The 23,207-nt window shown below is 55.2% G+C and carries 16 protein-coding genes; 10 read left to right on the forward strand and 6 right to left on the reverse strand.

Going from position 1 to position 23,207, the window contains the following annotated elements; all coding sequences use genetic code 11:
* Positions 1-136: 136 nt before the first annotated feature.
* Genes HGO41_RS18680 through HGO41_RS18695 form a run of 4 tightly spaced genes read left to right on the forward strand, consistent with a single transcriptional unit; the run spans position 137 to position 9,244 of the window.
* The gene (locus HGO41_RS18680) at positions 137-1,480 is read left to right on the forward strand and encodes an MdtA/MuxA family multidrug efflux RND transporter periplasmic adaptor subunit (RefSeq protein WP_121020177.1); all 1,344 of its coding nucleotides are present in this window, start codon (positions 137-139) and stop codon (positions 1,478-1,480) included.
* A complete protein-coding gene (locus HGO41_RS18685; protein WP_112197513.1) occupies positions 1,477-4,677 on the forward strand; it encodes an efflux RND transporter permease subunit in 3,201 nt (1,066 codons plus the stop codon). Before HGO41_RS18680 ends, HGO41_RS18685 begins: the two co-directional genes overlap by 4 nt.
* Positions 4,678-7,803 carry an efflux RND transporter permease subunit gene (locus HGO41_RS18690; RefSeq protein WP_250981296.1) on the forward strand — a complete coding sequence of 1,042 codons (3,126 nt, stop codon included), beginning with the start codon at positions 4,678-4,680 and terminating at the stop codon, positions 7,801-7,803.
* A complete protein-coding gene (locus HGO41_RS18695) occupies positions 7,796-9,244 on the forward strand; it encodes an efflux transporter outer membrane subunit (RefSeq protein ID WP_131638652.1) in 1,449 nt (482 codons plus the stop codon). The genes HGO41_RS18690 and HGO41_RS18695 overlap by 8 nt, the downstream gene beginning before the upstream one ends.
* A gap of 57 nt (positions 9,245-9,301) precedes the next feature.
* Here the strand turns inward: HGO41_RS18695 and HGO41_RS18700 are convergent, their stop codons facing one another.
* The gene (locus tag HGO41_RS18700) at positions 9,302-9,454 is read right to left on the reverse strand and encodes a hypothetical protein (protein ID WP_015689421.1); all 153 of its coding nucleotides are present in this window, start codon (positions 9,452-9,454) and stop codon (positions 9,302-9,304) included.
* Positions 9,455-9,867: 413 nt separating this feature from the next.
* Here HGO41_RS18700 and HGO41_RS18710 point away from each other — a divergent pair, with 413 nt between their 5' ends.
* The 4 genes from HGO41_RS18710 (at position 9,868) to HGO41_RS18725 (ending at position 11,661) form a co-directional block, all read left to right on the forward strand.
* Positions 9,868-10,386, forward strand: coding sequence for an endonuclease domain-containing protein (locus HGO41_RS18710; RefSeq protein ID WP_250981297.1), 519 nt, complete (start codon positions 9,868-9,870; stop codon positions 10,384-10,386).
* A 310-nt stretch (positions 10,387-10,696) separates the two neighbouring features.
* The gene (locus HGO41_RS18715) at positions 10,697-10,966 is read left to right on the forward strand and encodes a helix-turn-helix domain-containing protein (protein ID WP_013574134.1); all 270 of its coding nucleotides are present in this window, start codon (positions 10,697-10,699) and stop codon (positions 10,964-10,966) included.
* A 167-nt stretch (positions 10,967-11,133) separates the two neighbouring features.
* Positions 11,134-11,391: a type II toxin-antitoxin system RelB/DinJ family antitoxin gene (locus HGO41_RS18720; RefSeq protein ID WP_013574135.1), complete on the forward strand. Its 258-nt coding sequence runs from the start codon at positions 11,134-11,136 to the stop codon at positions 11,389-11,391.
* Between the two features lie 3 nt (positions 11,392-11,394).
* Complete coding sequence (locus HGO41_RS18725) at positions 11,395-11,661, forward strand: type II toxin-antitoxin system RelE/ParE family toxin (RefSeq protein WP_250981298.1); 267 nt, start codon at positions 11,395-11,397, stop codon at positions 11,659-11,661.
* 59 nt (positions 11,662-11,720) lie between these two features.
* Here HGO41_RS18725 and HGO41_RS18730 read toward each other — a convergent pair whose 3' ends face one another.
* From HGO41_RS18730 to HGO41_RS18740, 3 genes are read right to left on the reverse strand one after another with little or no spacing between them, the layout of a single operon-like run.
* Positions 11,721-13,124 (reverse strand): efflux transporter outer membrane subunit, encoded by a 1,404-nt coding sequence (locus HGO41_RS18730; RefSeq protein ID WP_013574137.1) that lies wholly within the window; start codon positions 13,122-13,124, stop codon positions 11,721-11,723.
* Positions 13,117-16,266 carry an efflux RND transporter permease subunit gene (locus tag HGO41_RS18735; protein ID WP_013574138.1) on the reverse strand — a complete coding sequence of 1,050 codons (3,150 nt, stop codon included), beginning with the start codon at positions 16,264-16,266 and terminating at the stop codon, positions 13,117-13,119. Before HGO41_RS18735 ends, HGO41_RS18730 begins: the two co-directional genes overlap by 8 nt.
* A 9-nt stretch (positions 16,267-16,275) precedes the next feature.
* A complete protein-coding gene (locus tag HGO41_RS18740; protein WP_217243893.1) occupies positions 16,276-17,409 on the reverse strand; it encodes an efflux RND transporter periplasmic adaptor subunit in 1,134 nt (377 codons plus the stop codon).
* Positions 17,410-18,027: 618 nt separating this feature from the next.
* Between HGO41_RS18740 and HGO41_RS18745 the strand changes: the two genes are divergently transcribed.
* The gene (locus HGO41_RS18745; protein ID WP_250981299.1) at positions 18,028-19,629 is read left to right on the forward strand and encodes a PTS transporter subunit EIIC; all 1,602 of its coding nucleotides are present in this window, start codon (positions 18,028-18,030) and stop codon (positions 19,627-19,629) included.
* A 6-nt stretch (positions 19,630-19,635) separates the two neighbouring features.
* On the opposite strand, the gene HGO41_RS18750 is transcribed toward HGO41_RS18745, so the two are convergent.
* Positions 19,636-20,376, reverse strand: coding sequence for a GntR family transcriptional regulator (locus HGO41_RS18750; RefSeq protein ID WP_015689424.1), 741 nt, complete (start codon positions 20,374-20,376; stop codon positions 19,636-19,638).
* A 183-nt stretch (positions 20,377-20,559) separates the two neighbouring features.
* Entirely contained in the window at positions 20,560-22,314 is a 1,755-nt protein-coding gene (locus tag HGO41_RS18755) for an ABC transporter ATP-binding protein/permease (RefSeq protein WP_015689425.1), read from the reverse strand.
* 129 nt (positions 22,315-22,443) lie between these two features.
* Between HGO41_RS18755 and HGO41_RS18760 the strand changes: the two genes are divergently transcribed.
* Positions 22,444-23,160 carry a tetratricopeptide repeat protein gene (locus HGO41_RS18760; protein WP_112152353.1) on the forward strand — a complete coding sequence of 239 codons (717 nt, stop codon included), beginning with the start codon at positions 22,444-22,446 and terminating at the stop codon, positions 23,158-23,160.
* Positions 23,161-23,207: the final 47 nt, after the last annotated feature.

Consider the following 23,207-nt stretch of genomic DNA (forward strand, 5'->3'; position numbering starts at 1 on the left):
AATCTTTACGTTGTCCTAAAAACAGACACCCGCACTTTTCGGGGATAATGGTTTTTTGACTGATATTGAAAATCTCTGGTTGAAGGTCATTTTTCAGCTGTTTTCTCCTCATTAATACTGCGAAACCAAGAAATTTATGCTGCCGACTGCCTCGTCTCGTTCCAAAAAACGCACATTCGTGTGGGTTATTGTCGCCATTATCGTTGCCGCGATCCTGGTCTGGTTTTTTGCTTTCCACCAAAGTGCCTCTGATCCCTCTGCCCATAAAAAACCGGGCCGTGGCGGCATGCGCGCAATGCGCGGCCAGATGATGGCAGGAATGGCAACGCCGGTGCAGGCAGGAAAGGCCGCACAGGCCGATGTGCCGGTGTATCTGCGTGCGCTGGGCACGGTGGTGGCGAACGCGACGGTGACGGTGACCAGCCGTGTCGATGGTCAGCTGATGAAGGTGTATTTCACCGAAGGGCAGAAAGTGGAGCAGGGTCAGTTGCTGGCGCAGATTGATCCGCGCAGTTATCAGGCCACGCTGGAACAGTATCAGGGCGATTTAGCGCAGAATCAGGCGCTGTCGAAAAGTGCTGAACTGACGCTGGCGCGTTACCGCAAACTGTATGCACAGGATTCCCTGGCACGTCAGGATCTGGAAAGCCAGATTGCGACCGCCGGTCAGTACGCGGGAGCAGTGAAAGCCGATCTGGCGCAAATCGCCGCCGCTAAGCTGAACCTTGAGTACGCTAAAATCACCGCGCCGGTCAGCGGCCACGTCGGCCTGCGTCTGGTGGATCCGGGCAACATGGTCACCAGCAGTTCGACCACCGGCATCGTCACCATTACCCAGACTCAGCCGATTGCCGTGACCTTCAGCGTGCCGCAAAGCAATTTGCAAACCCTGCTCAAAGCCCTGCGCGGCGGCAATCAGTTGCCAACCACGGCTTTTGACCAGAGCGGCAGCGAAGTGCTCGGACAGGGCAAACTGCAATTTATCAGCAACGAAATTGACACCAGTACCGGCAGTATCAAGCTGAAAGCGTTGTTTGATAATGACGATGAAAAACTCTATCCGAATCAGTTTGTGAATGCCCGCTTACAGGTCGCGACGCTGAAAGATGCCACGGTGATCCCGGCGGCGGCATTGCAGCTGAGCAGCGACGGCGACTTTGTGTATGTGGTGAAAGCCGACAGCACCATTGAGCGTCGCAGCGTGAAGTCCGGCCCGGATTTTGGTGATGACCAGGTGGCGATTTTGTCCGGCGTGAAGCCGGGCGAGCAGGTGGTCACCACCGGTATTGACCGTCTGAACAACGGCACTAAAGTCGAGATTGTCACACCGAATTCTGGTGAGGCTGCAGCAGCAGGTGGCTCTTCCAAAGAGCGTCAGCAGAGCGGCGGTGTGGATAAAGCCACCACCGGCGCGGATAAAACGGCCGTCGCGCCTGATGTACCCCCAACTACAGCCGGTAAAGACAGCGGGTCTAAATGAATCCTTCACGCCTCTTTATACTCCGGCCGGTCGCGACCATTCTGCTGATGGTCGCCGTGTTGTTGTCGGGGATTTTCGCCTACAACATGCTCTCGACCTCGGCGCTGCCGCAGGTCGATTACCCGACCATTCAGGTGACCACGCTGTATCCGGGCGCCAGTCCGGACGTGATGGCGTCGGGTATTACCGCGCCGCTTGAGCGTCAGCTCGGGCAGATGGCGGGGCTGAGCCAGATGTATTCCACCAGCGCCAGCGGCTCCTCCATTATTACGCTGAAATTCTCGCTGGATTTGTCCCTTGATGTGGCTGAGCAGGAAGTGCAGGCGGCGATCAATGCCGCTGACAGCCTGCTGCCCAGCGATTTACCCAATCCGCCGACTTACAAGAAGGTGAACCCGGCGGATGCCGCAGTGCTGACATTAGCCGCAACCTCTGAATCCCTGCCGCTGACCAAAGTGCAGGATCTGGTGAATACCCGCGTGGCGTTGAAACTGTCGCAGATTTCCGGCGTCGGTATGGTCACGCTGGCGGGCGGGCATCAGCCTGCGATCCGCGTGCAGGTGGATCCGCGCAAGCTGGCGGCGCATAACCTCAGCATGGAAACCATCAACACGCTGATCGGCAACAGTAACGTCAACGGTTCCAAGGGGGGCTTTGACGGGCCGCATCACTCGATCACCATCGATGCCAATGACCAGCTACGCACCGCCGCTGAATACGGCAACCTGATTGTTAATTATGAAAACGGGGCGGCGCTGCGTTTGCGCGACGTCGCGACGCTCTCCGAAGCAGCGGAAAATCAGTACCTTTCTGCGTGGGCGAACAAACAACCGGCGATCATTATCAGCGTTCAGCGTCAGCCGGGCGCCAACGTGATTCAGGTGGTGGATGCCATCAAAGCACAACTGCCGAAATTGCAGGAAGCGCTGCCGGAGTCGGTCAAAATCAGCGTGATTTCTGACCGTACCCAGACTATCCGTGCCTCGATCAGCGACGTTCAGTTCGAGCTGTTGCTGTCGATTGCGCTGGTGGTGATGGTCACCTTCCTGTTCCTGCGTAATGTCGCGGCGACGCTGATCCCAAGCGTGGCCGTGCCGCTCTCGCTGGTTGGCACCTTTGGTGTGATGTACCTGTGCGGTTTCAGTCTTAACAACCTCTCGCTGATGGCGCTGACCATCGCCACCGGTTTTGTTATCGATGACGCCATCGTGGTGGTCGAAAACATTTCACGACGCCTCGAAGAGGGCGAAACACCGATGCAGGCGGCGCTGAAAGGTTCGCAGCAGATCGGATTCACCATTATTTCCCTGACCTTCTCGCTGATTGCGGTACTGATCCCGCTGCTGTTTATGGGCGATGTGGTCGGGCGTCTGTTCCGCGAATTCGCCATTACCCTGGCCGTGTCGATTCTGGTATCGATGGTGGTGTCGCTGACCCTGACACCGATGTTGTGCGCCTATTTGCTGCGTCACACACCGGAAGAAAAACAGAGCAAGTTTTACCGTAAAGGCGGTGAGTTTTTTGACAAAATGATCGCCGGTTACGATCGTATGCTGGTCGTGGTACTGAACCATCAGAAGCTCACGCTGCTGGTCGCTGCCGCGACGTTAGTGTTCACCGCGTTGCTGTACGTGATTGTGCCAAAAGGTTTCTTCCCGTCGCAGGATACCGGCATGATCCAGGGGATCACCCAGGCCTCGCAGGATGTCTCCTTCAGCGAGATGGGGCGTCGTCAGCAATTGCTGACCGCCGCTATCCTCAATGATCCGGATGTGGAAAGCGTGTCGTCTACCATCGGCGTGGACGGTAATAACACCAGTCTGAACAGCGGACGTTTGCAGATCAGCCTGAAATCCTTTGATGAACGCAGCGAACGTGCACCGGCGATCATTGAACGCCTGAAGCAGGAGACCGCAGGCGTGCCGGGCATTGAGCTTTATATGCAGGCTTCGCAGGATCTGACGGTGGACGATCAGGTCACGCCAAGCCAGTACCAGTTCACGCTGGATGATGCCGACAGCGAAAATCTGGTGCAATGGACACCGAAGCTGATTGAGAAACTCAGTGCATTGCCGGAGTTCAGCGAAGTGGTCAGCAACCTGCAAAATCAGGGGCAGATCGCCTATGTGGAGCTCGATCGCGACGCTGCCGCACGCTACGGTATTACGGCGTCTGACGTCGATACCGCGCTGTACAACGCTTTCGGCCAGCGGCTGGTTTCCACCATCTTTACTCAGGCGAACCAGTACCGCGTGGTGCTGGAAGTGGCCCCGCAGTTCCAGCAGTCACCGGCTTCTTTTGACGATGTCTATCTGGCGACCAACAACAGCACCTCAACATCCGGCACGGTGGCGACCACCACCAGCACCACGTCTTCTTCGACATCGGACAGCGGCACCTCGACCACCACCACCAATGCCGGGGCAACCAATGGCATGGTCAAACTGACGTCGATTGCCAAAATCCACATGCGCACCGGCGCATTGTTGCAGGCGCGCCTCAATCAGTTCCCGGCAGTCACCGTCTCCTTTAACCTCAAAGACGGTTATTCGCTGGAGCAGGCGCAGCAGGCGATCAAAACCACGGTGGCTGATATCGCCATGCCGGACAGCATCACTTTGCGCTATCAGGGTGCGGCGGCGTCATTTGAAAGTGCCACCGGCAACACGCTGTGGCTGATCCTCGCCGCACTGCTGACCATGTATGTCGTGCTCGGTATTCTGTACGAAAGCTTTATCCATCCGGTGACCATTCTTTCCACGCTGCCGTCGGCGGCGGTCGGCGCATTGCTGTCGCTGATCTTTGCCGGTACGGAATTCAGTCTGATCGCACTGATCGGGGTGATCCTGTTGATCGGCATCGTGAAAAAGAACGCCATTATGATGATCGACTTTGCACTGGATGCGGAAAACAAACAGGGATTATCGCCGCGTGAGGCGATTCACCAGGCGTGTTTACTGCGTTTTCGTCCGATCATGATGACCACCATGGCCGCGCTGCTCGGGGCGTTGCCGCTGATGCTGGCGAGCGGATCCGGCGCGGAACTGCGTCAGCCGCTGGGGCTGGTGATCGTCGGCGGTCTGATCTTCAGTCAGGTTCTGACGCTGTTCTCCACGCCGGTGATCTACCTGATGTTTGACCGGCTTTCTCACCGCCTTAATCCACGTCACCGGCGTGCAGCGAAGCAGGCGGAATAAATGAACATTTCGCGTTTCTTCATCTTCCGCCCGGTCGCGACATTGCTGCTGACCATGGCGATACTCCTGCTGGGTTTGCTCGGGTATCGCCTGCTGCCGGTGGCACCGCTGCCGCAGGTCGATTTTCCGACCATTCTGGTCAGTGCCAGTCTGCCGGGTGCCAGCCCTGAAACCATGGCGGCGACGGTGGCGACGCCGCTGGAAAGGGCGCTCGGGCAAATCGCCGGTGTGACGGAAATGACCTCGCGCAGTTCGCAGAGTTCGACCAGCGTCATTTTGCAATTCGATCTCGATCGCGACATCAACGGTGCGGCGCGTGACGTTCAGGCGGCGATTAACGCCTCCCGTGCATTACTGCCCAGCAGCATGCCGTCGCTGCCGACTTACCGCAAAGCCAACCCGTCGGATGCGCCGATCATCATGCTGGCGCTGACCTCGGCCACGCGCAGTAAAGGTGAGTTGTACGATATTGCCTCGAGCCAGTTGCAACAGAAAATCGCACAGGTTAACGGCGTCGGGCAGGTTTCTCTGGTGGGGTCCGCGCTGCCGGGTGTGCGTATTGATTTACGCCCTGAAGCCGTCACCTCTTACGGGATTTCCCTCGACACCATTCGTGCTGCGATTGCCGACAGCACCAGCAACCTGCCGAAAGGCTTACTGCAAGGGTCGGATCAGTCGTGGATGATTGAAGGCAACGGCCAGCAAAGTACCGCCGCGCAGTACAAAACGCTGATTGTCACCTACATCAACGGTTCGGCCATCCGCCTCAGCGATATCGCCAATGTGTATGATTCCGTCGAAGACAAATACAACGTCGGGTATTACAACAGCACGCCGTCGGTGATGATTGGTGTAACGCGCCAGGCTGGCGCGAACATGCTGGAAACCATTCAGGCGATCAAAGCCGCGCTGCCGCTGATGAAAGAAAGTCTGCCGGGCGATGTGCAACTGAACCTGGCTCTGGATCGTTCGCCTAACGTTTCCGCTTCCCTGCGTGATACGGAAATGACCCTGATGGAAGCCACGCTGCTGGTGATCGCGGTGGTCTTTGTGTTCCTGCGTAACTGGAATGCTGTGCTGATCCCCGCCGTGGCGCTACCGGTGTCACTGATCGGGACCTGCGCGGTGATGTATCTGCTTGGCTACAGTCTGGATAACCTCTCGATGATGGCGCTGATCATCTCCACCGGTTTCGTGGTCGATGATGCCATTGTGGTGCTGGAGAACATTACGCGGCATATCGAAGAGGGAATGGGACCGGTGCGGGCGGCGCTGAAAGGCGCACAGGAAGTCAGCTTCACCGTGCTGTCGATGACGCTGTCGCTGATCGCGGTTTTCATTCCGATCCTGCTGATGGGCAGTATTGTCGGGCGCCTGTTCCGCGAATTTGCGGTGACGCTCAGTGTCTCGCTGATCATCTCGATGCTGGTGTCACTGAGCCTCACGCCGATGCTGTGCGCACGTTTCCTCAAACGTAAACCGCCGGTGGAAAAACGTCAGCCGCGCATCTACCGCATGATCGAACATGGCCTTAACAAACTGCTGGCGGCCTATTCTGCCGCGCTCGGCTGGGTTATGCGCCATCAGCTGATCACGCTGATCGGGTTGTTCCTCACCGTGATCCTCAATTTCTATCTTTATACCGTGGTGGAAAAAGGTTTCTTCCCGGATCAGGACACCGGCATGCTGATGGGCATGTTGCGTGCGGATCAGAACACGTCGTTTCAGTCGATCCAGCCGCAGGTGCTGAAATACAGCAAGATCATTCAGGACGATCCGGCGGTAGAAGCGGTGATGAGTTCGGCGGGCAGCGGCGGCTTTGGTTCACGTAACACCGCCACCTTCTTCGTGCGTCTGAAAGATTTCGACAAACGTACCTCGACCGCCAATCAGGTGGCGAACCGTCTGATGATGGCGACCGGCAAGGAGCCGGGCGCGCAGTTGTTCCTGATGGCGGCGCAGGATCTGCATATCGGCGGGCGCAGCGCCAACGCGCAGTATCAGTACAGTCTGCAATCTGACGATCTTTCGGTGCTGCGGGAATGGGCTCCGAAGGTGCAGAAAGCGCTGGCGAAACTGCCGCAACTGACCGGTGTGGATTCCGATGCACAAACCGGCGGTCAGGAGGTCATGCTCAATATCGACCGGGATCGTGCCACGCAACTGGGCGTGAACGTGAAGATGATTGACACGTTGCTCAACAATTCTTTCAGCCAGCGGCAGGTTGCCACGATCTATAAAACGCTGAACCAGTATCACGTGGTCATGAACCTGACGTCTGACTACACCAGCAATCCGGATGTCCTGCATCAGCTGTATGTCGTGACCGATTCTGGTAATCAGGTGCCGTTGTCGGCGTTTGCCACCTTCAGCGGCGCCAACGCACCGCTGTCGGTATCCCATCAGGGGCAGACAGCGACCACGACTATCGCGTTCAATCTCGCCGACGGCTATGCGCTGGAAGATGCGCAGGCTGCGCTGAAAACCGCCATGGCACAAATCGGCTTGCCGGATACCGTTCATGGCAGTTATGCGGGAACGGCGCAGGCGTTTGAAGCGCTGGCCAGTTCCATGCCGTGGCTGATCCTGGCCGCGCTGGCGGCGGTATATATCGTGCTCGGCGTATTGTACGAAAGTTATATTCACCCGCTGACCATTCTTTCCACGCTGCCTTCCGCCGGGCTGGGGGCGCTGTTGCTGATGCTGATGACCAATACGCAACTGACGGTGATCGCGCTGATCGGGATCCTGCTGCTGATCGGCATCGTCAAAAAGAATGCGATCATGATGATCGACTTCGCGCTCGACGCCGAACGGCGGCTTGGTCTGACGCCACAACAGGCAATCACTCAGGCCTGTCTGATGCGATTCCGTCCGATCCTGATGACCACGCTGGCGGCGTTCTTTGGTGCCCTGCCTCTGGCGATGGGCAGCGGGGGGGACGCGGATCTGCGCAGTCCGCTGGGTCTGGCAATTGCCGGCGGGCTGGCACTGAGCCAGATCCTGACGTTATTCACCACGCCGGTGGTTTACCTGTATATGGATCGCACCAGCCGCGCGACGCATCGTCTGTGGCAACGTCTGCGTCCTCACACGACGCCGCCGGAGGCCAGTTCTCATGACTGATCACACTGAAACTCATTACCCTGAAGCGAATCTGATGACTCTGCAAAAAACACGTTCAATGGTGTTCCGTCTTGCTCCGCTGGCGCTGGCCTTACTGGTCAGCGCCTGTGCCGTCGGTCCTGATTACAAACGGCCGGATGTGACTATGCCAACGGCATTTAAAGAAGCCAAAGGCTGGACGGCCGCGATCCCGAAAGATAATCAGGCCAAAGGCGACTGGTGGGCGGTGTATCAGGATCCTGAGCTGTCGTCCCTGCTGACACAGGTGCAGATTTCCAACCAGAACGTTGCCCAGTACGCCGCGCAATACCGCGAAGCCCAGGCACTGGTGACGCAGGCGCGTTCTGATTTGTATCCTTCCGTGGATGCCACCGTCGGCAGCACGCGCAGTGGCACCTCAACCTCCACCAGCAACAGCCAGTCCGCACAATTGAGTGCAAGCTGGGAACTGGACTTGTGGGGCAAACTGCGCCGCACGGCGGAAGAACAGGATGCCAGCGCGCAGGCCAGCAAGGCCGATCTGGCCGATGCGACGCTCAGCGCGCAATCCGAACTGGCGCAGGATTATTTCCAGTTGCGGGTGATGGATCAGCAAATCGCGTTGTATAAGCAAAGTATTGACGCCTATCAGCGTTATCTGACCGTGATTGAGAATCAGTATGCCGGTGGCAGTACCTCGCGTGGCACACTGGCGCAGGCACAGACTCAGCTGGAAAGTACCAAAGCGTCGGCGCTGGATTTGCAATGGCAGCGCGCCCAGCTTGAGCACGCTATCGCCGTACTGATCGGCAAACCACCGGCCCAGTTCAGCCTCGCCGCCCGCGACGTAAAACTGAACCTGCCTGCGATGCCGGATGCGATTCCGTCGCAACTGCTGCAGCGTCGTCCTGATATCGCCGCCGCTGAGCGCACCATGGCCTCTGCCAATGCGGCAGTCGGTGTCGCCACTGCCGCGTATTATCCCGATCTGACCTTAAGTGCCAGCGGCGGTTTTGCCAGCTCGGCCTTCCATAACCTGTTCTCGTTGCCAAACCGCGTCTGGTCTTTAGGCCCGGAACTCAGCCAGACGGTACTGGATTTCGGTTCCACCCGTGGCAAAGTGGCACAAGCCGAAGCCGCGTATGACGCCGACGTCGCCAGTTATCGCCAGAGCGTGTTAACCGCGATGCAGGAAGTGGAAGATTATCTGGTTGAACTGCACACGCTGGACAGCGAACTGGTCGCCCGTCAGAACGCCGCCGATTCCGCCAAAGAATCCGCCCGCGTGACCTACAACCAGTATCAGGCGGGGATGATCGACTATCTCGACGTCGCGACCACCGAGAACACCAGCCTGACCCAGCAACAAAGCGTCCTGTCACTGCTCAGCACCCAGATGGTCACCAGCGTTAAGCTGATCGCCGCACTGGGCGGGGGATGGAACGGGGATGTGGGTAAGTAAGAGAGTTTGAATGAAAGGGCTGGAAACAGCCCTTTCAGCGGGGTGCCAGAAGGACAGTTACACCATATATTCCGCGCTGGATTGACCGGGAGATGTCTCGATAGTTATTTGCCAGCGGTCGATGTTGATCTGATCATAATCGGGAAGCTGACGCAGCTCTTCGGGGGCTTTTACGCTGATGGCGAAACCAAAATCGACCTTCTCACTCATTATTCTTCCTTAAGATCCATCAGATGAGTATTCCTGCCAACACGGCGCAAATCCCTGATTACCGTGGAGGGTATCGCTTGTTTCAGTGGTGATGGCGTTTCGACGGTTGCATCGAGAATATCCAAAATGCTGCGGTGAGTATGCGTCAGTTCGATAGTGCCCCAGGGCGTCGGGTCGTCATGAAGGCCAGTCGGTCGACCAGTATCTGCGAAATGATGCCATATGCCGATAATGCAGATTCCAGACTGACGTAGTTGTATTCCCCGCTGTCAATGCATGCGCGGGATCCTCAGGGAATATTTTCTACAGATCACGCAACAAAAACGCCGACTTCTGCCGGCGTTTCCTTTTACTCAAAAAATCTTCACAGCCAATAATGAATAATTAGCAGGTGTGACGGCGGGCGAAAATGCGTGAATATTAAAATATTAAAATATTGGAATGATGGCCGCAGCAATGGTGTGAGAAAAATATTATCACCGCATTTGCAGATACTCTCAGTACGGCTCCTCCCCTGCGAAGCGGGAGGTTGGGTGGGGGTATTAAAGACAACTCGGTGTGACATGTTCAACGATTCAAAACAGAAAGAATTACGCAAGGATCTGCGGGGAAATCTTACTTATCCAGAGTTTGTTTTATGGCAGGCGATCCGGTGTAAAGCGCTGGGTGTTAAATTTCGCCGTCAGCATGGGATCGGGCGCTATATCGTCGATTTTTACGCCGGAGAGGTGAGGCTGGTGGTTGAGCTGGATGGTGAAAGTCATTTCAGTGAGAAAGGGATGGCAGCGGATAAAACCAGAACGGACTTTCTGTGTGATTCAGGAATGAAAGTTATCCGTTTTACGAATCTTCAGGTTATGCAGGAATTACCTGAAGTTCTTGAGCATTTGCGATGCGAAATTGTACGACGGAAGACAATGTTAACCTTCTGATTTTATTTGTAATACCCCCTCCCAGCCTCCCCCTTCGCAGGGGGAGGAGTTAAAAGCTCGGTCGGCTCCCTCCCCTGCGAAGGGTAGGGCTGGGGTGGGGTATTAATGGTTACTCGGTGAAAAAATTCCCACCAAAATAATTTTTATCAGTATTTAGCTCAGTTAACTCATCAATATTACATTTCATCTTATCTATCAATGACCTGATCACTATTCATCTGGTTTTATCCCGTTTTGGGATAATTTTTCTCCCGGTTTACTCTTCCTGTGTAGACGTTTTATTTACTCATAACTCAGGAAAGGATCCTCCATGAACAAAGCACAGAATCATACCGACTGGCATCAGGCAGACATCATTGCGGCATTGCGTAAACGGGGTACGACGCTGGCAGCGGTATCGCGCAGTGTGGGATTGAGTTCTTCGACGCTATCAAATGCGCTGTCGCGGTCATGGCCGAAAGGGGAGAAGGTGATTGCACAGGCGCTGGATGTGCATCCGAGCGTGATCTGGCCGAGCCGTTATTTTGATGCGCGGGGAGAGCTGGTAGTGAAAGTCATTCGGAATTCAGCTAAATCCTGAGTGATGATGAGCTTTTTTGGAAGCTTTGCCGCAGCGATGAAAGTACAGAGTTGCTGATAAAACAGTAATCTATATTCTGCACACTGCTCTGTAAGTGAATACATTTTGTTCAGTGGCTACATGAGGGCTACAATGTAGCTACACGACAAAATTGATCCGGAGGTTTTATGACTGACACTGTTGTCAGAGCTCGAGTAACTTCAGCGTCAAAGGCTGCTGCAATGGCAAACGCAAAGGCAATGGGGTTGGATCTTTCGACAATCATTCGAATGGTTGTAAATAGGTTGGCTGTGAATGCTGAGCTACCCGTCGATTTGTTGCAGCCTAATGCAAAAACACTTCAGGCCATTCGTGATATGGAAAATGGAATTGGTGTTGAAAGTGTCGCAACGATTGAGGAGTTGAAGCACGATCTGGGATGGTGATATGTGCTAAGGATTGTTTATCAGACAAGATTTAAAAAGGATGCGAAAAAATACAACAACGACAAACGAGCGCAGGGAGCTATTCTGGAGACATTATCCTTGTTGCAGACGGGTGAACCTTTACCTATTCGATATTGTGAACACCGGCTTTCAGGTGGTTATGCGGGATATATGGAATGCCATGGTGCGCCAGATCTTTTACTCATTTGTCAGAGAAATGACGAAGAATTAAAATTGTACCGGGTAGGGAGTCATTCTGAATTATTCTGATATCAGATGAACCCTGCGAAAAACGCCGACTTCCGCCGGCGTTTCCATTCACTCAAAAATCACTCCTTCCAGCCGCCTCCTAACGCTTTATACAAACTGATGTCCTGATTCAGTTGGGCAAGTTGTGTGGTGATCAGCGTTTGCTGAGCAGAATACAGCGAGCGCTGGGCGACCAGTACGCTCAGGTAGTTATCGACTCCGCCTTTGAAGCGCATCTGCGAGAGATCGTAGTTGCGCTGATTGGCGTCGGCGTCCTGCTGGCGGGCCAGCAGTTCATCTTTGTAGGTCGCCTGACCGGCTAAGCCGTCGGAGACTTCCTTGAACGCCGTCTGAATTGCTTTCTCATAATTGGCGATATCAATTTTCTTCGTGTCTTTAGCGATGTCGAGATTGGCCTGATTCACGCCACCGTCGAAGATCGGGATATTAACCGATGGCATAAATGACCACGCACCGGTGCCGCCGTCGAACAGTTTACTCAGGCTGCCGCTTTCTGTGCCTGCCGTGCCGGTCAGCGTAATGCTTGGGAAGAACGCTGCACGCGCCGCGCCGATATTGGCATTAGCCGCTTTCAGCGTATGTTCAGCGGAAATAATATCCGGACGACGGGTCAGCAGATCAGAGGGCAAACCGGCCGGTGTCTGCGGGAATTTCCAGTCCTGTTGCAGGGTGGCGTTCGCCAGCAAACTCTGTGGAATGGTGGTGCCGACCAGCAGTGTCAGTGCATTGACGTCCTGACGTACCTGACGTGTGTACTGGGCGATGTCGGCCTGCGCCGCGCGCACCGTGGTTTCGGCCTGCACCAGATCCTGTGAAGTGTCGATGCCGGAATCGTAGCTGCGTTTGGTGAGTTCGTAAGATTTTTTCTGACTGTCGGCGGTACTGATCGCCAGTTTTAGCAGATCGTTATCCGCCGCCAGACTCAGATAGCCGGAAGCGACTTCAGCCACCAGCGAAATTTGCGTGGCGCGCTGTGTGGCTTCTGTCGCCAGATAAGTTTCCAGCCCCTGATCGCGCAGGCTGCGTAAGCGGCCAAACAGGTCAACCTCATAAGACGTTACGCCCAGATTCGCGCTGTATTGCTGATACGTCACCGGTCCGCTGGTTTGTGTTGAATACAATCCGCCCGGCAGATGCTGGTTGGTTTCACCGGCGCTGGCGTCGAGTGTCGGCAGCAGCGCGGCACGGTCAATCTGGAAGGTAGCGCGGGCGGTATCGACGTTTAATGCCGCGACCCGAAGGTCGCGGTTGTTAGCCAGGGACATGCCAATCAGCTGCTTCATCGCCGGTTGATTGAAGAAGGCTTTCCAGCCGATATCCTGCGCAGCACCGGTTTTGGCGCCGTCCCAGTTGCTGGCAACCGGCAGCGCAGGGCGCTGATAATCCGGCTCCATCGTACAGCCGGCCAGCAGGGTGAGTGAAAACGCGCCGATAAGCGACAGCGCGAAATGCGGTTTATTCATGGTGTGTTGCCTCTGGTGCAGGAAGCGCCTTATCGTGTTTTTTCGATTTGCGGGTGAACAGATTCACAACCGTGACGTAGAACATCGGCACGAAGAAGATCGCCAGGAAGGTGGCCGTGAGCATGCCGCCGACCACCGCCGTCCCGATGGAATGCTGGCTGCCCGCGCCCGCGCCGCTGGAAATGGTCAGCGGGAATACGCCGAGGACGAAGGCCATTGAGGTCATGATGATCGGCCGGATACGCAGCTTGGCCGCTTCGATGGCCGCTTGTGCCACCGACATCCCTTCGTTCTCATGCAGCTCCTTGGCGAACTCAACAATCAATATGGCGTTCTTCGCCGCCAGCCCGACGGTCGTCAGCAGGCCAACCTGGAAGAAGACATCATTCGACAACCCGCGCAGCAACACAGCACCGATGGTGCCTAAAATCCCCAGCGGTACCACCAGCATGACGGAGAACGGAATTGACCAGCTCTCGTACAGCGCCGCCAGACACAGGAACACCACGATCATCGACAGACTGTAAAGCGCCGGTGTTTGTGAGCCGGAAAGCTTCTCTTCGTAGCTCAGGCCGTGCCATGCCACTTTGTAACCCGGTGGCAGTTTGGCCGCGATTTCCATCACCGCCTCGTTGGCATCGCCTGAGCTGTAGCCCGGTGCCGGTGAACCCATCAGTTCGACGGAAGACACGCCGTTGAAACGTTCATAACGCGGTGAGCCGTACACCCATTTGCCGCTGCCGAAGGCGCTCCACGGCACCATATCGCCGCTGGAATTACGGAAATACCAGTTGTTCAGATCTTCAGGCGTGACGCGGGAAGCCGCCTTGCCCTGGATGTAAACACGCTTCACGCGGTCGTTGTACATGAACTGGTTCACATACGCTGAACCCCAGGCCGCTGACAAGGTGTTGTTGATGTCGTCGAGGCTCAGACCCAGCGCCTGCGCCCGTTCATCGTCAATTTCCAGCTGATATTGCGGTTCATCTTCCATCCCGTTCGGGCGCACAGCCATCAGGCGTTTGTCCTGTGACGCCATTTGCAGGAACTGGTTACGCGCGGCCATCAGGGCTTCATGCCCCTTGCCGTTGGTGTCTTGCAGGAAGAAGTCGAAGCCGGTGGCATTACCCAGTTCCATAACGGCTGGCGGAACGAAAGCAAATACGCGGGCATCTTTGATGGTGGCGAAATGCGCCATCGCACGACCGGCCAGCGCCTGAACTTTTTGCGCAGCGGCCGGGCGGTCGGCCCAGGTTTTCAACTGCACGAAGGCAATCCCGACGTTCTGGCCTCGTCCGGCGAAGCTGAAGCCATTGGCGGTAAACACCGAAGAAACGATGCCGCTTTCCTGCGTCATCAGATATTCCCGGACGTTATCCAGCACCTGCTGGGTTCGTTCTGCCGAGGCGTTGGCGGGCAACGTCGCCTGAACAAACATCACGGCCTGATCTTCATCCGGCAGGAAGGTGGTCGGCACGCGGGTGAACATAAAGCCGGTGGCGATCACGATCAGCAGGTAGATGCCCATAAACAGACGGCGGCGTGAGATGACCGTGCCGACGGCGCGGGTGTAGCGCATCGCGCCTTTGTCGAAGTTACGGTTAAACCAGCCCGCGAAGCCTTTCTGCGATTTTTCCTCGTCGTTGTGTTTGATGATGGTGGCGCACAGCGCCGGGGTGAAAATCAGCGCCATCAGCACCGAAAGCGCCATTGCGGATACGATGGTGATCGAGAACTGACGGTAGATGATCCCGGTTGAGCCACCGAAGAACGCCATCGGCACCAGTACGGCAGACAGCACCAGCGCGATACCAAACAGCGCGCCCTGGATCTGTTTCATCGATTTGATGGTGGCGTCTTTCGGCGAGAGCTTTTCCTCCGTCATCACACGTTCGACGTTTTCCACCACTACGATGGCATCATCCACCAGCAGGCCTATCGCCAGCACCATCCCGAACATGGTCAGGGTGTTAATGGAATACCCCGCTGCCGCCAGAATACCGAAGGTACCGAGCAGCACTACCGGCACCACCAGCGTGGTGACCAGTGTTGCGCGCAGGTTTTGCAGGAACAGCAACATCACGCAGAACACCAGCACGATGGCTTCGATCAGCGTTTTCACCACTTCCTCAATCGATGCGCTGACCACCGGCGCGGTCTGGTACGGGAACTCGACTTTCACGCCAGCAGGCAGAGAATCTTCCAGCCCGGCGATGGTTTCTCTTACTGCTCTGTCGGTGTCCAGCACGTTCGCGCCGCTTGCCAGACGCAGGGCGATAGCGGTAGAGGGCCTGCCGTTAAACGTGGAGGAGATGGAATAACTTTCCGGCCCCAGATCCACGTTGCCGACATCACTGAGACGCACCTGAGAACCGTCGGCGTTCACTTTCAGCAGCACGTTTTTGAACTGATGAATGCTGTCGAAACGGGTTTTACCAATGATCGTGGCGCTGAGTTTGCTGTCTTTGACCGTCGGCAGGCCGCCGAGGGAACCGGACGACACCTGTACGTTTTGCGCTTCAATCGCCGCGCTGACATCACTTGGGACCAGCTGATATTTATACAGTTTTGCCGGGTCGAGCCAGATACGCATCGCGTATTCTGAACCGAGCAGCAGGAAGTCGCCGACGCCTTTGGTACGTACGATCGGGTCTTCCAGTTTGGTCACCAGCAGGTTACTCAGATCCGAGTTACTCATTTTACCGTCGGTCGAAATCAGGCTGACCAGCAGCATGAAGTTGGCCTGATATTTGGCAATACGGATCCCCTGATTGACCACCTCGGTCGGCAGTTGCGATTCGGCCAGCGACACTTTGTTCTGTACCTGAACCTGCGCGATATCCGGGTTAGTACCCTGATCAAAGGTGGCAATGATTGTGGCACTGCCGTCGCTGTTACTTTGCGATTCGATATAGCGCAGGTTATCCAGCCCGTTCAGTTGCTGTTCAATGACCTGAACTACGGTGTTCTGGGCGGTTTCCGCTGACGCACCCGGATAGGTGACGCTGACGGAAATCGCCGGAGGCGCGATATTCGGGTACTGGCTGATCGGCAGTTTCATGATCGACAGCGCACCGGCGAGCATGATGACGATGGCGACAACCCAGGCGAATATGGGGCGGTTAATAAAGAAAGTAGACATTCAGCTCACCTATTGCGCGGAAGGATCGGTCATCGCGAGATTAGCCTGTTCGGCAGGGGCACTGGCTTTACGCTCGGTGGCGTTGACTTTGGCGCCCGGCCTGACGTTCTGTAATCCGTCGGTGATCACTTTGTCGCCGTCATTCAGACCCTGACTGACTAACCAGTTACCGTTCATCATCTGACCGGTGGTGATGGAACGCTGCTCAACGGTGCTGTCGGCTTTCACCACATACACATAAGGCGCACCTTTGACGTCATGCATGATGGCTTCCTGCGGTACCAGAATACCTTTGTCATCAATGCCTTGTTGTAACTGGGCGTGAACAAACATACCCGGCAGCAGTTCGTCGTGCGGGTTCGGGAAAGAGGCCCGCAGGGTAACGGAACCGGTACTTTGCGACACGGTGACTTCGGAGAATTCCAGCTTGCCCGGCAGGGCGTATTTGCTGCCATCTTCCAGCGTCAGGGTGGCCTGCGCGGCGTTGTCACCGGCGGATTGCAACTTACCGGAAGCCAGCGCGCGACGCAGTTTCAGCAAATCTTGTGAGGATTCATTGACGTCAACATAGATAGGATTGAGCTGATCGATAGTGGTCAGATATGCCGTCTGGCCGCTGGTCACCAGCGCACCTTCGGTATACAGCGAGCGGCCAATATGGCCGGAAATCGGCGCGTACACTTTGGTGTATTGCAGATTGACACGGGCGGTCTCGACATCCGCTGCGGCTTCGCGCTCGGCGGCTACGGCATCATCATATTGCTGACGGCTGACCGCCTGCGCTTCAACCAGCGGTTTATAGCGGCGGGCGGTGGCGTCGGCGCTTTTCCAGGTCGCCATCGCGCGATCGAAAGCGGCCTGATAGGTTGACGGATCAATCTGATAAAGCTGCTGACCGGCTTTGACTTCGCTGCCTTCCACGAACAGACGTTTTTGGATCACGCCGTTCACCTGCGGACGGACTTCCGCGCTGCGAACCGCCGTGGTGCGGCCGGGCAGACTGGTGGTGAGGGCGACGGGCTGGCTGTGCAAAGTAACGACATTCACCGCAGGAGCCTGTGCTGCCGGGGAAGCAGAACTGGCAGAACCATCACATGCGGAAAGCAGTACCACTGTACTGACAGAAAGTAACTTCAGGCGCATAGAATTCACTCTTTTTGGGGAATTGAGAATAACCATTCTCAACAAGTCCTTCACTATACGAGAGCGCCTGATTTCCCGGTGTAAGGATATTGTCATCACCCATGTTTCTATATTTCAAAACATGAGGATTATGTTGCTACATAATCCCTTGTTCTTGTGGGGTTTTAGTCTTTTCGTGCAGTGGAAAATGGCAGGAAAGTCATTACTTAGTAAACTAATTAATAGGCCATAAGAATAATTATCAGAGGGATGTTCTAAAAGTGAATGAATTGTTAGGTGTTAAAAAAGTGTGATGCATATCAAACAAATTTATACATTTTAACCTGCTCCTTACCTGAAAAGACTAAGGGATTAAGCCCGCAGCCGTTACCTTAAGGGCCGAGAACGAGCAGTTCTCACATTTGCTTGTTGCCAGCCGTTTTGAACAGCGGCCAGTTGCAACCCCCATGCCCACAGTCCGATGTGGGCTTTTTTTTGCCTTTGCACCGCCAGCCAGCTTTCCTCTCGCAAAACTGTGATCCCTTTCATACTCCTGACTGCTATGTCTATACAACTATACATTCTGTGACTTAACTCAATTAACGGTTTATTTTTAGCCAGCGAATTGAGGGAAGACAGATGATAAAACTTGGCAGCAAGGTTCACGATCTGGGGAAAGCCCTGATGACGCCTATCTCGGTGATTGCCGCCGCCGGGATTTTCTTAGGCCTGGCCGCCGCATTGCAGAATCCGGCGGTCACTGGTGAAACCTTTACCCAGATGAAAACATTGCAACTGGTCATCGGCTTTATCCGTCAGGTCTCCGGTGCGCTGTTCGCTAATTTGCCGTTGTTTTTTGCGGTCGCCACGGCAATGGGGCTGGCTAATGCAGAGAAGGCCACGGCGGCGTTTTCCGCCGTGATCGGTTTTGTCGGGCTGCACGTCGGGGTTAATTACAGCCTGCTGGCGCAGGGTATTACGCCGGAAACCATTACGGTCGCCAAACTCACGGCAAAAGGCATGACCGAAAGTGACGCGATGATTTACGCCGCCGAGTTCACCAACACGCTGGGGATTTTCACCTACAACATGAGCGTGCTGGGCGGGGTGCTGGTCGGCCTGATCACCATGTGGCTGCACAACCGTTTCTATACCATCGTGCTGCCGACGGCGATCGCGTTTTTTGGCGGGCGGCGTTTTGTACCAATTGTCACCGTGCTGGTGCTGCCGATCGTCGGTGTGCTGATGTCGCTGATCTGGCCGACGATCGCCCAGGGGATCCAGTGGATCGGCGAGCTGATCGGGCGCACGGGCGAGATCGGCACCTTTATTTATGCCACCTCAGAACGTTTGCTGATCCCGACCGGTTTGCATCACATCATTAATGAAACCGTGCGCTTTACCCCCATCGGCGGTGTCACCACGGTGGATAACCAGAGTATTGTCGGCGCGCTGAATATCTTTAATGCTGCGCTGGCCAATCCGGGCACGATCTCCGATGCGGTCACGCAGCAGGCGACGCGCTTCCTGGCGCAGGGGAAAATCCCGGTGATGATGTTCGGGTTACCGGCGGCGGCGCTGGCGATGTATCACTGCGCGCGGCCGGAACATAAAGGCCGCGTGAAAGCGCTGATGCTGGCGGGCGCACTGGCGTCATTTACCACCGGGATCACTGAACCGCTGGAGTTCTGCTTTATTTTCGTTTCGCCGGTGCTGTATTTCCTGCATGCGGTGCTGACGGGGTTGTCGTTCGTGCTGATGCAAATGCTGCATGTGATGATCGGTAACGTGCAGGGCGGGGCGATCGACTTCCTGATCTTCGGTGTGCTCGGCGGCAGCCGCACGCACTGGTGGTATCCGCTGATCCTCGGCATCATCTACGCGCCACTGTATTACTTCACGTTCCGCTGGGTCATTCTGCGGATGCAGGTAAAAACGCCGGGGCGTGAGGATGAAAATGATGCCGAAGAACGCGCAAAACCGACGCAGGGCACGGGCGAAAAAACCAAAAATATCATCATCGGACTGGGCGGCGAGGGGAATATTACGGCGGTCGATTGCTGTTTCACCCGCCTGCGCGTGAAGGTCAAAGATATGACTCAGATACAGGATGGCACATTAATGAAAACCGGCGCGATGGGGGTGAAACGCATCACCGAAACGGATGTGCATGTGATCTATGGCCCGCAGGTTGAACAGGTGGCGAATCTGGTGAAGGCGGAGTTGTCGGGCATTGCCTGACGGCGCTTAAGCTTTCACTTTGGCATGGACGCTGAAGCCATAGTTTTTCTGGTTGTAGTAGACATCAGACACTTCAAACAGCGTGCCGTCAGTGAACGACACAATCGCGTGGGAATGCAGCACCGGCTGGTCGCGTGACAGGTTGAGCGCGACGCGTATCTCGTTGGACGGCAGTTCTGCCGAAATCAGTTTGGTGCTGCCCGCAGGCTGGAAACCTTTCGAGCGAATATAAGCATATTTTGACGATGTCATGGCGGCGCGCGTGATATCCGGGAACCGGTCGCACAGCATCCAGCATTGTTCATACACAAACGGCTCATCACCGAGCAGACGCAGGCGGATCATAAAATAAACTTCAGTACCGGCGGGAATATTCAGTTCGCGGGCAATGTCTTCACTGGCAGGCATACGGCGAAATTCCAGCACCTGATTTTCAATGCGCTGATTATTTTCCTGGGCGACTTCGCTGGCGGTGAGATGCCGGTCGAGCGGCAGAATGATTTTTTGCTGCTTTGGCGGCTCAACGACAAAGGTGCCGCGACCGCGAAAACGGGCCACACGCCCCTGACGCACCAGATAATCCACGGCTTTTCGCGCGGTCATGCGCGAGACGCCATAGATTTCGCACATGGCGGCTTCGGTCGGGATCGGATCTCCGGGGCGGATTTCGCCGGTGCTGATTTTTTCGGTAAGTTGCTGCTCAATTTGCAGATAAAGCGGCGTGAACGAATTTTTGTCTATCTTCATTAACCCTTACCTCCGACCCTTTTAAATTTCACTTAAGAATAATTGTATAGTCAGCTATACAAAGCAGCCAGCCACCCTGTTGGTTTTCTGCTCAAAATGGGTTTCAGCACACACAAAAAATAAAGGTTGCTGACATCAGCAACCTTTCTGCATTTTGAAACCACTTTCCGGTGGCGTCAGGCGTTATTCAGGCAACAGCGCCGTGGAGGTGAATCCGCACGGGCCATTTTCCTGATTTTTGAACCGCCAGCAGTGCTGATGGTATTTCGCGACCGAATTACGGTGCGCCACACTGATAACTGACGTTTCCGGCAATTCGCTCAGCAGCAGAGCGTATACCTGTTGTTCGGTTTCGTCATCCAGTGCGCTGGTGGCTTCGTCGAGGAACAGCGTATCGGGTTTGATCAACAGCGCACGGGCAAAGGAGAGCCGCTGCTGTTCACCCGGCGAGAGACGCTGGCTCCAGTTGGCGTAATCATCCAGAATTTCTACCGCCGCCAGATGTGACAGACGACATTGCGTCAGCACCTGTTGCAGTTGTTCATCCGTATATTCACGGCTGGCGTCAGGATAACTGAGCGCATCGCGCAATGTGCCAATCGGAATGTAACTGCGTTGTGGCAGGAACAGATAACGCTTACCTTCTGCCAGTGCAATATTGCCCGAGCCGTAAGGCCAGATACCGGCAATCGCACGCAGCAACGTTGATTTACCACAACCGGAAGGCCCGGCAATCAGCACGCGTTCGCCCGGTTGCATGGCAGCAGAAATATTGCAAAACAGCGGATTCCCGTTCGGCAGGTTCAGCGTCAGTTTATCAAGCTGTAAGGCGTGTTCGGTGCTTTTGCCTACGCTGATGCCGCGCGGCTGAGCGTTAACCTGATCGATTGCCGCATTGAAACCGGCAAGACGGTTAACCGTGGCTTTCCAGTTTGCCAGATCGGTAAAGGCATCGATGAACCAGGACAACGCGCCCTGCACCTGACCGAACGCGGAAGCAATCTGCATCAGCGCACCCATCTGGATCGCGCCGGCGAAATAGCGCGGTGACGCCACCAGGATCGGGAAAATATTGGCAAACTGCGCGTAAAAGTTGGATGCCACGTTCAGGCGACGGGTGACGCGCATGATAGACCACCAGTTGGTTTTGATGGATTCAAACTTGCCGGTCAGCTGATCGTGCTCGTTTTTTTCACCGTGATACAGCGCGATCGCGTCGCTGTTTTCACGAATACGGATCAGGCCAAAACGGAAGTTCGCCTCGAACCATTCCTGATTAAACCCGAGTCTTACCAGCGGCTTACCGATATACCAGATAATGAAGGAACCAATGGCGGCATAGAGCAGCGCGAACCACAGCATGTAGCCGGGGATTTCAACGTGATGGCCCGCGAGCATAAAGTTCAGCGGCCCGCTGATCGACCACAAAATAAATACGAAGGAGAACAGCGTCACCACGCTCGACAGCAGACCGAGCACCAGAGAAAGTGTCCCGCTGGTCAGGGCATTCAGGTCATCGGAAATACGCTGATCGGGGTTATCCACCTGATGCTGATACTCCGTGTAATAATAGGCGTGATTGGTCAGCCACTTCTCCATATACTCTTCAGTCATCCAGCGCCGCCAGCTCATTTGCAGACCCTGCGTCAGATACACTCTGTAGATGGCGATAACGATGAACAACAGCGCCAGCCAGGTAAATTTCCACAGCTGGGCTTTGAAAACCGGATAGTTTCTGTTTTGCAGCGCGTCATAAAAGACACGGTTCCATTCGTTAAACTGTACGCTGAGGTACACACCGGCCAGCGAAAGGATGATGATTGTGGTCAACATGCCCCAGGCACGCCACTTTTCTTCTGAGCGCCAGTAAGGCTTAATTAACTGCCAGACGGCGCCCCATTGCGCCGATTTCCCAGGTTTTTTAGTCATAATAGCCATGTGTAATCGATATGTTGTAAAGCCAATCATCCCAGAATGAGTGGCTCAGTGCGATAGGGCAATGAGCCACTTGTAAGGATGTTTTTCCAGCACGAAGCTCTGTAGACCACAAAAGTAGAAGGATGTTTGATGAAAGTCGCAGTGAATTTACTGCTGGTGGCAGGATGTTTTGCCAGTGTTCAGGCGTTTGCCCAGATTGATGAACCGGATATCGACGCCGATTGTGTTAAAGCCGGGATTTATGCCGCTGCCGGAAAAGTGGCTTATCAGCAGGGTGATATGGGCAAAGCCCGGGAAATTTTTCGTAATCAGGTCGCCTGGAGCGAGTTTTGCCATAAGCCGCAGGACCAGATTGCCACGGCCTACAACAACATTGCGTTGACCTACATAAAGCAGGGCGATTATCTGAAAGCCAAGGCCTGGCTGATGCTGGCACCTGCTGACAAAAAATCACAATACAACCTGAGTCAGATGCAGCCAAAACTGGATGCCTTGCCGCCAGCCGAAAGTCCGGCAGGGATTTACTGGCAATATGCCGGGTTTGGTAGCTGGAATATCGTCGAAGTGAAAGCCGAAGAAGCGCAGTTTAAAATCGATTTCAGCGGTTTATACATGGGGCAGATGTCACTGTATTACGGCCCGAATACCGGCGATTTTTCGGTGGTGACGGCAATCAAGGATAATCACGCGGTTTACCACGAAGCCGATGATGCCTCCGCCGGTGGCGGCGAGTGTAGCGTGGACATGAATTTCGCACCCCGGAGCGTTAAACTTCACACCACCAATGACTGCGGTTTCGGTCACAACGTGCAGGCCGAAGGCGAATTTGTGCGGGTGATGCAGTAGCCTGCCAGGCGTCTGTATTATTGCCAGACGCTGATTGTAATCTCCTG

This window comes from Rahnella sp. CG8, assembly GCF_023701875.1.
Lineage (GTDB): Bacteria > Pseudomonadota > Gammaproteobacteria > Enterobacterales > Enterobacteriaceae > Rahnella > Rahnella aceris.

What these genes read in the sequence shown, in the direction of transcription:
- HGO41_RS18680 (WP_121020177.1), top strand. Translation starts at nt 137, where the DNA reads ATGCTGCCGACTGCCTCGTCTCGTTCCAAAAAACGCACATTCGTGTGG.
- HGO41_RS18720 (WP_013574135.1), top strand. Translation starts at nt 11,134, where the DNA reads ATGACTGACACTGTTGTCAGAGCTCGAGTAACTTCAGCGTCAAAGGCT.
- HGO41_RS18690 (WP_250981296.1), top strand. Translation starts at nt 4,678, where the DNA reads ATGAACATTTCGCGTTTCTTCATCTTCCGCCCGGTCGCGACATTGCTG.
- HGO41_RS18740 (WP_217243893.1), bottom strand. Translation starts at nt 17,409, where the DNA reads ATGCGCCTGAAGTTACTTTCTGTCAGTACAGTGGTACTGCTTTCCGCA.
- HGO41_RS18755 (WP_015689425.1), bottom strand. Translation starts at nt 22,314, where the DNA reads ATGGCTATTATGACTAAAAAACCTGGGAAATCGGCGCAATGGGGCGCC.
- HGO41_RS18700 (WP_015689421.1), bottom strand. Translation starts at nt 9,454, where the DNA reads ATGAGTGAGAAGGTCGATTTTGGTTTCGCCATCAGCGTAAAAGCCCCC.
- HGO41_RS18745 (WP_250981299.1), top strand. Translation starts at nt 18,028, where the DNA reads ATGATAAAACTTGGCAGCAAGGTTCACGATCTGGGGAAAGCCCTGATG.
- HGO41_RS18730 (WP_013574137.1), bottom strand. Translation starts at nt 13,124, where the DNA reads ATGAATAAACCGCATTTCGCGCTGTCGCTTATCGGCGCGTTTTCACTC.
- HGO41_RS18695 (WP_131638652.1), top strand. Translation starts at nt 7,796, where the DNA reads ATGACTGATCACACTGAAACTCATTACCCTGAAGCGAATCTGATGACT.
- HGO41_RS18750 (WP_015689424.1), bottom strand. Translation starts at nt 20,376, where the DNA reads ATGAAGATAGACAAAAATTCGTTCACGCCGCTTTATCTGCAAATTGAG.
- HGO41_RS18715 (WP_013574134.1), top strand. Translation starts at nt 10,697, where the DNA reads ATGAACAAAGCACAGAATCATACCGACTGGCATCAGGCAGACATCATT.
- HGO41_RS18735 (WP_013574138.1), bottom strand. Translation starts at nt 16,266, where the DNA reads ATGTCTACTTTCTTTATTAACCGCCCCATATTCGCCTGGGTTGTCGCC.
- HGO41_RS18760 (WP_112152353.1), top strand. Translation starts at nt 22,444, where the DNA reads ATGAAAGTCGCAGTGAATTTACTGCTGGTGGCAGGATGTTTTGCCAGT.
- HGO41_RS18685 (WP_112197513.1), top strand. Translation starts at nt 1,477, where the DNA reads ATGAATCCTTCACGCCTCTTTATACTCCGGCCGGTCGCGACCATTCTG.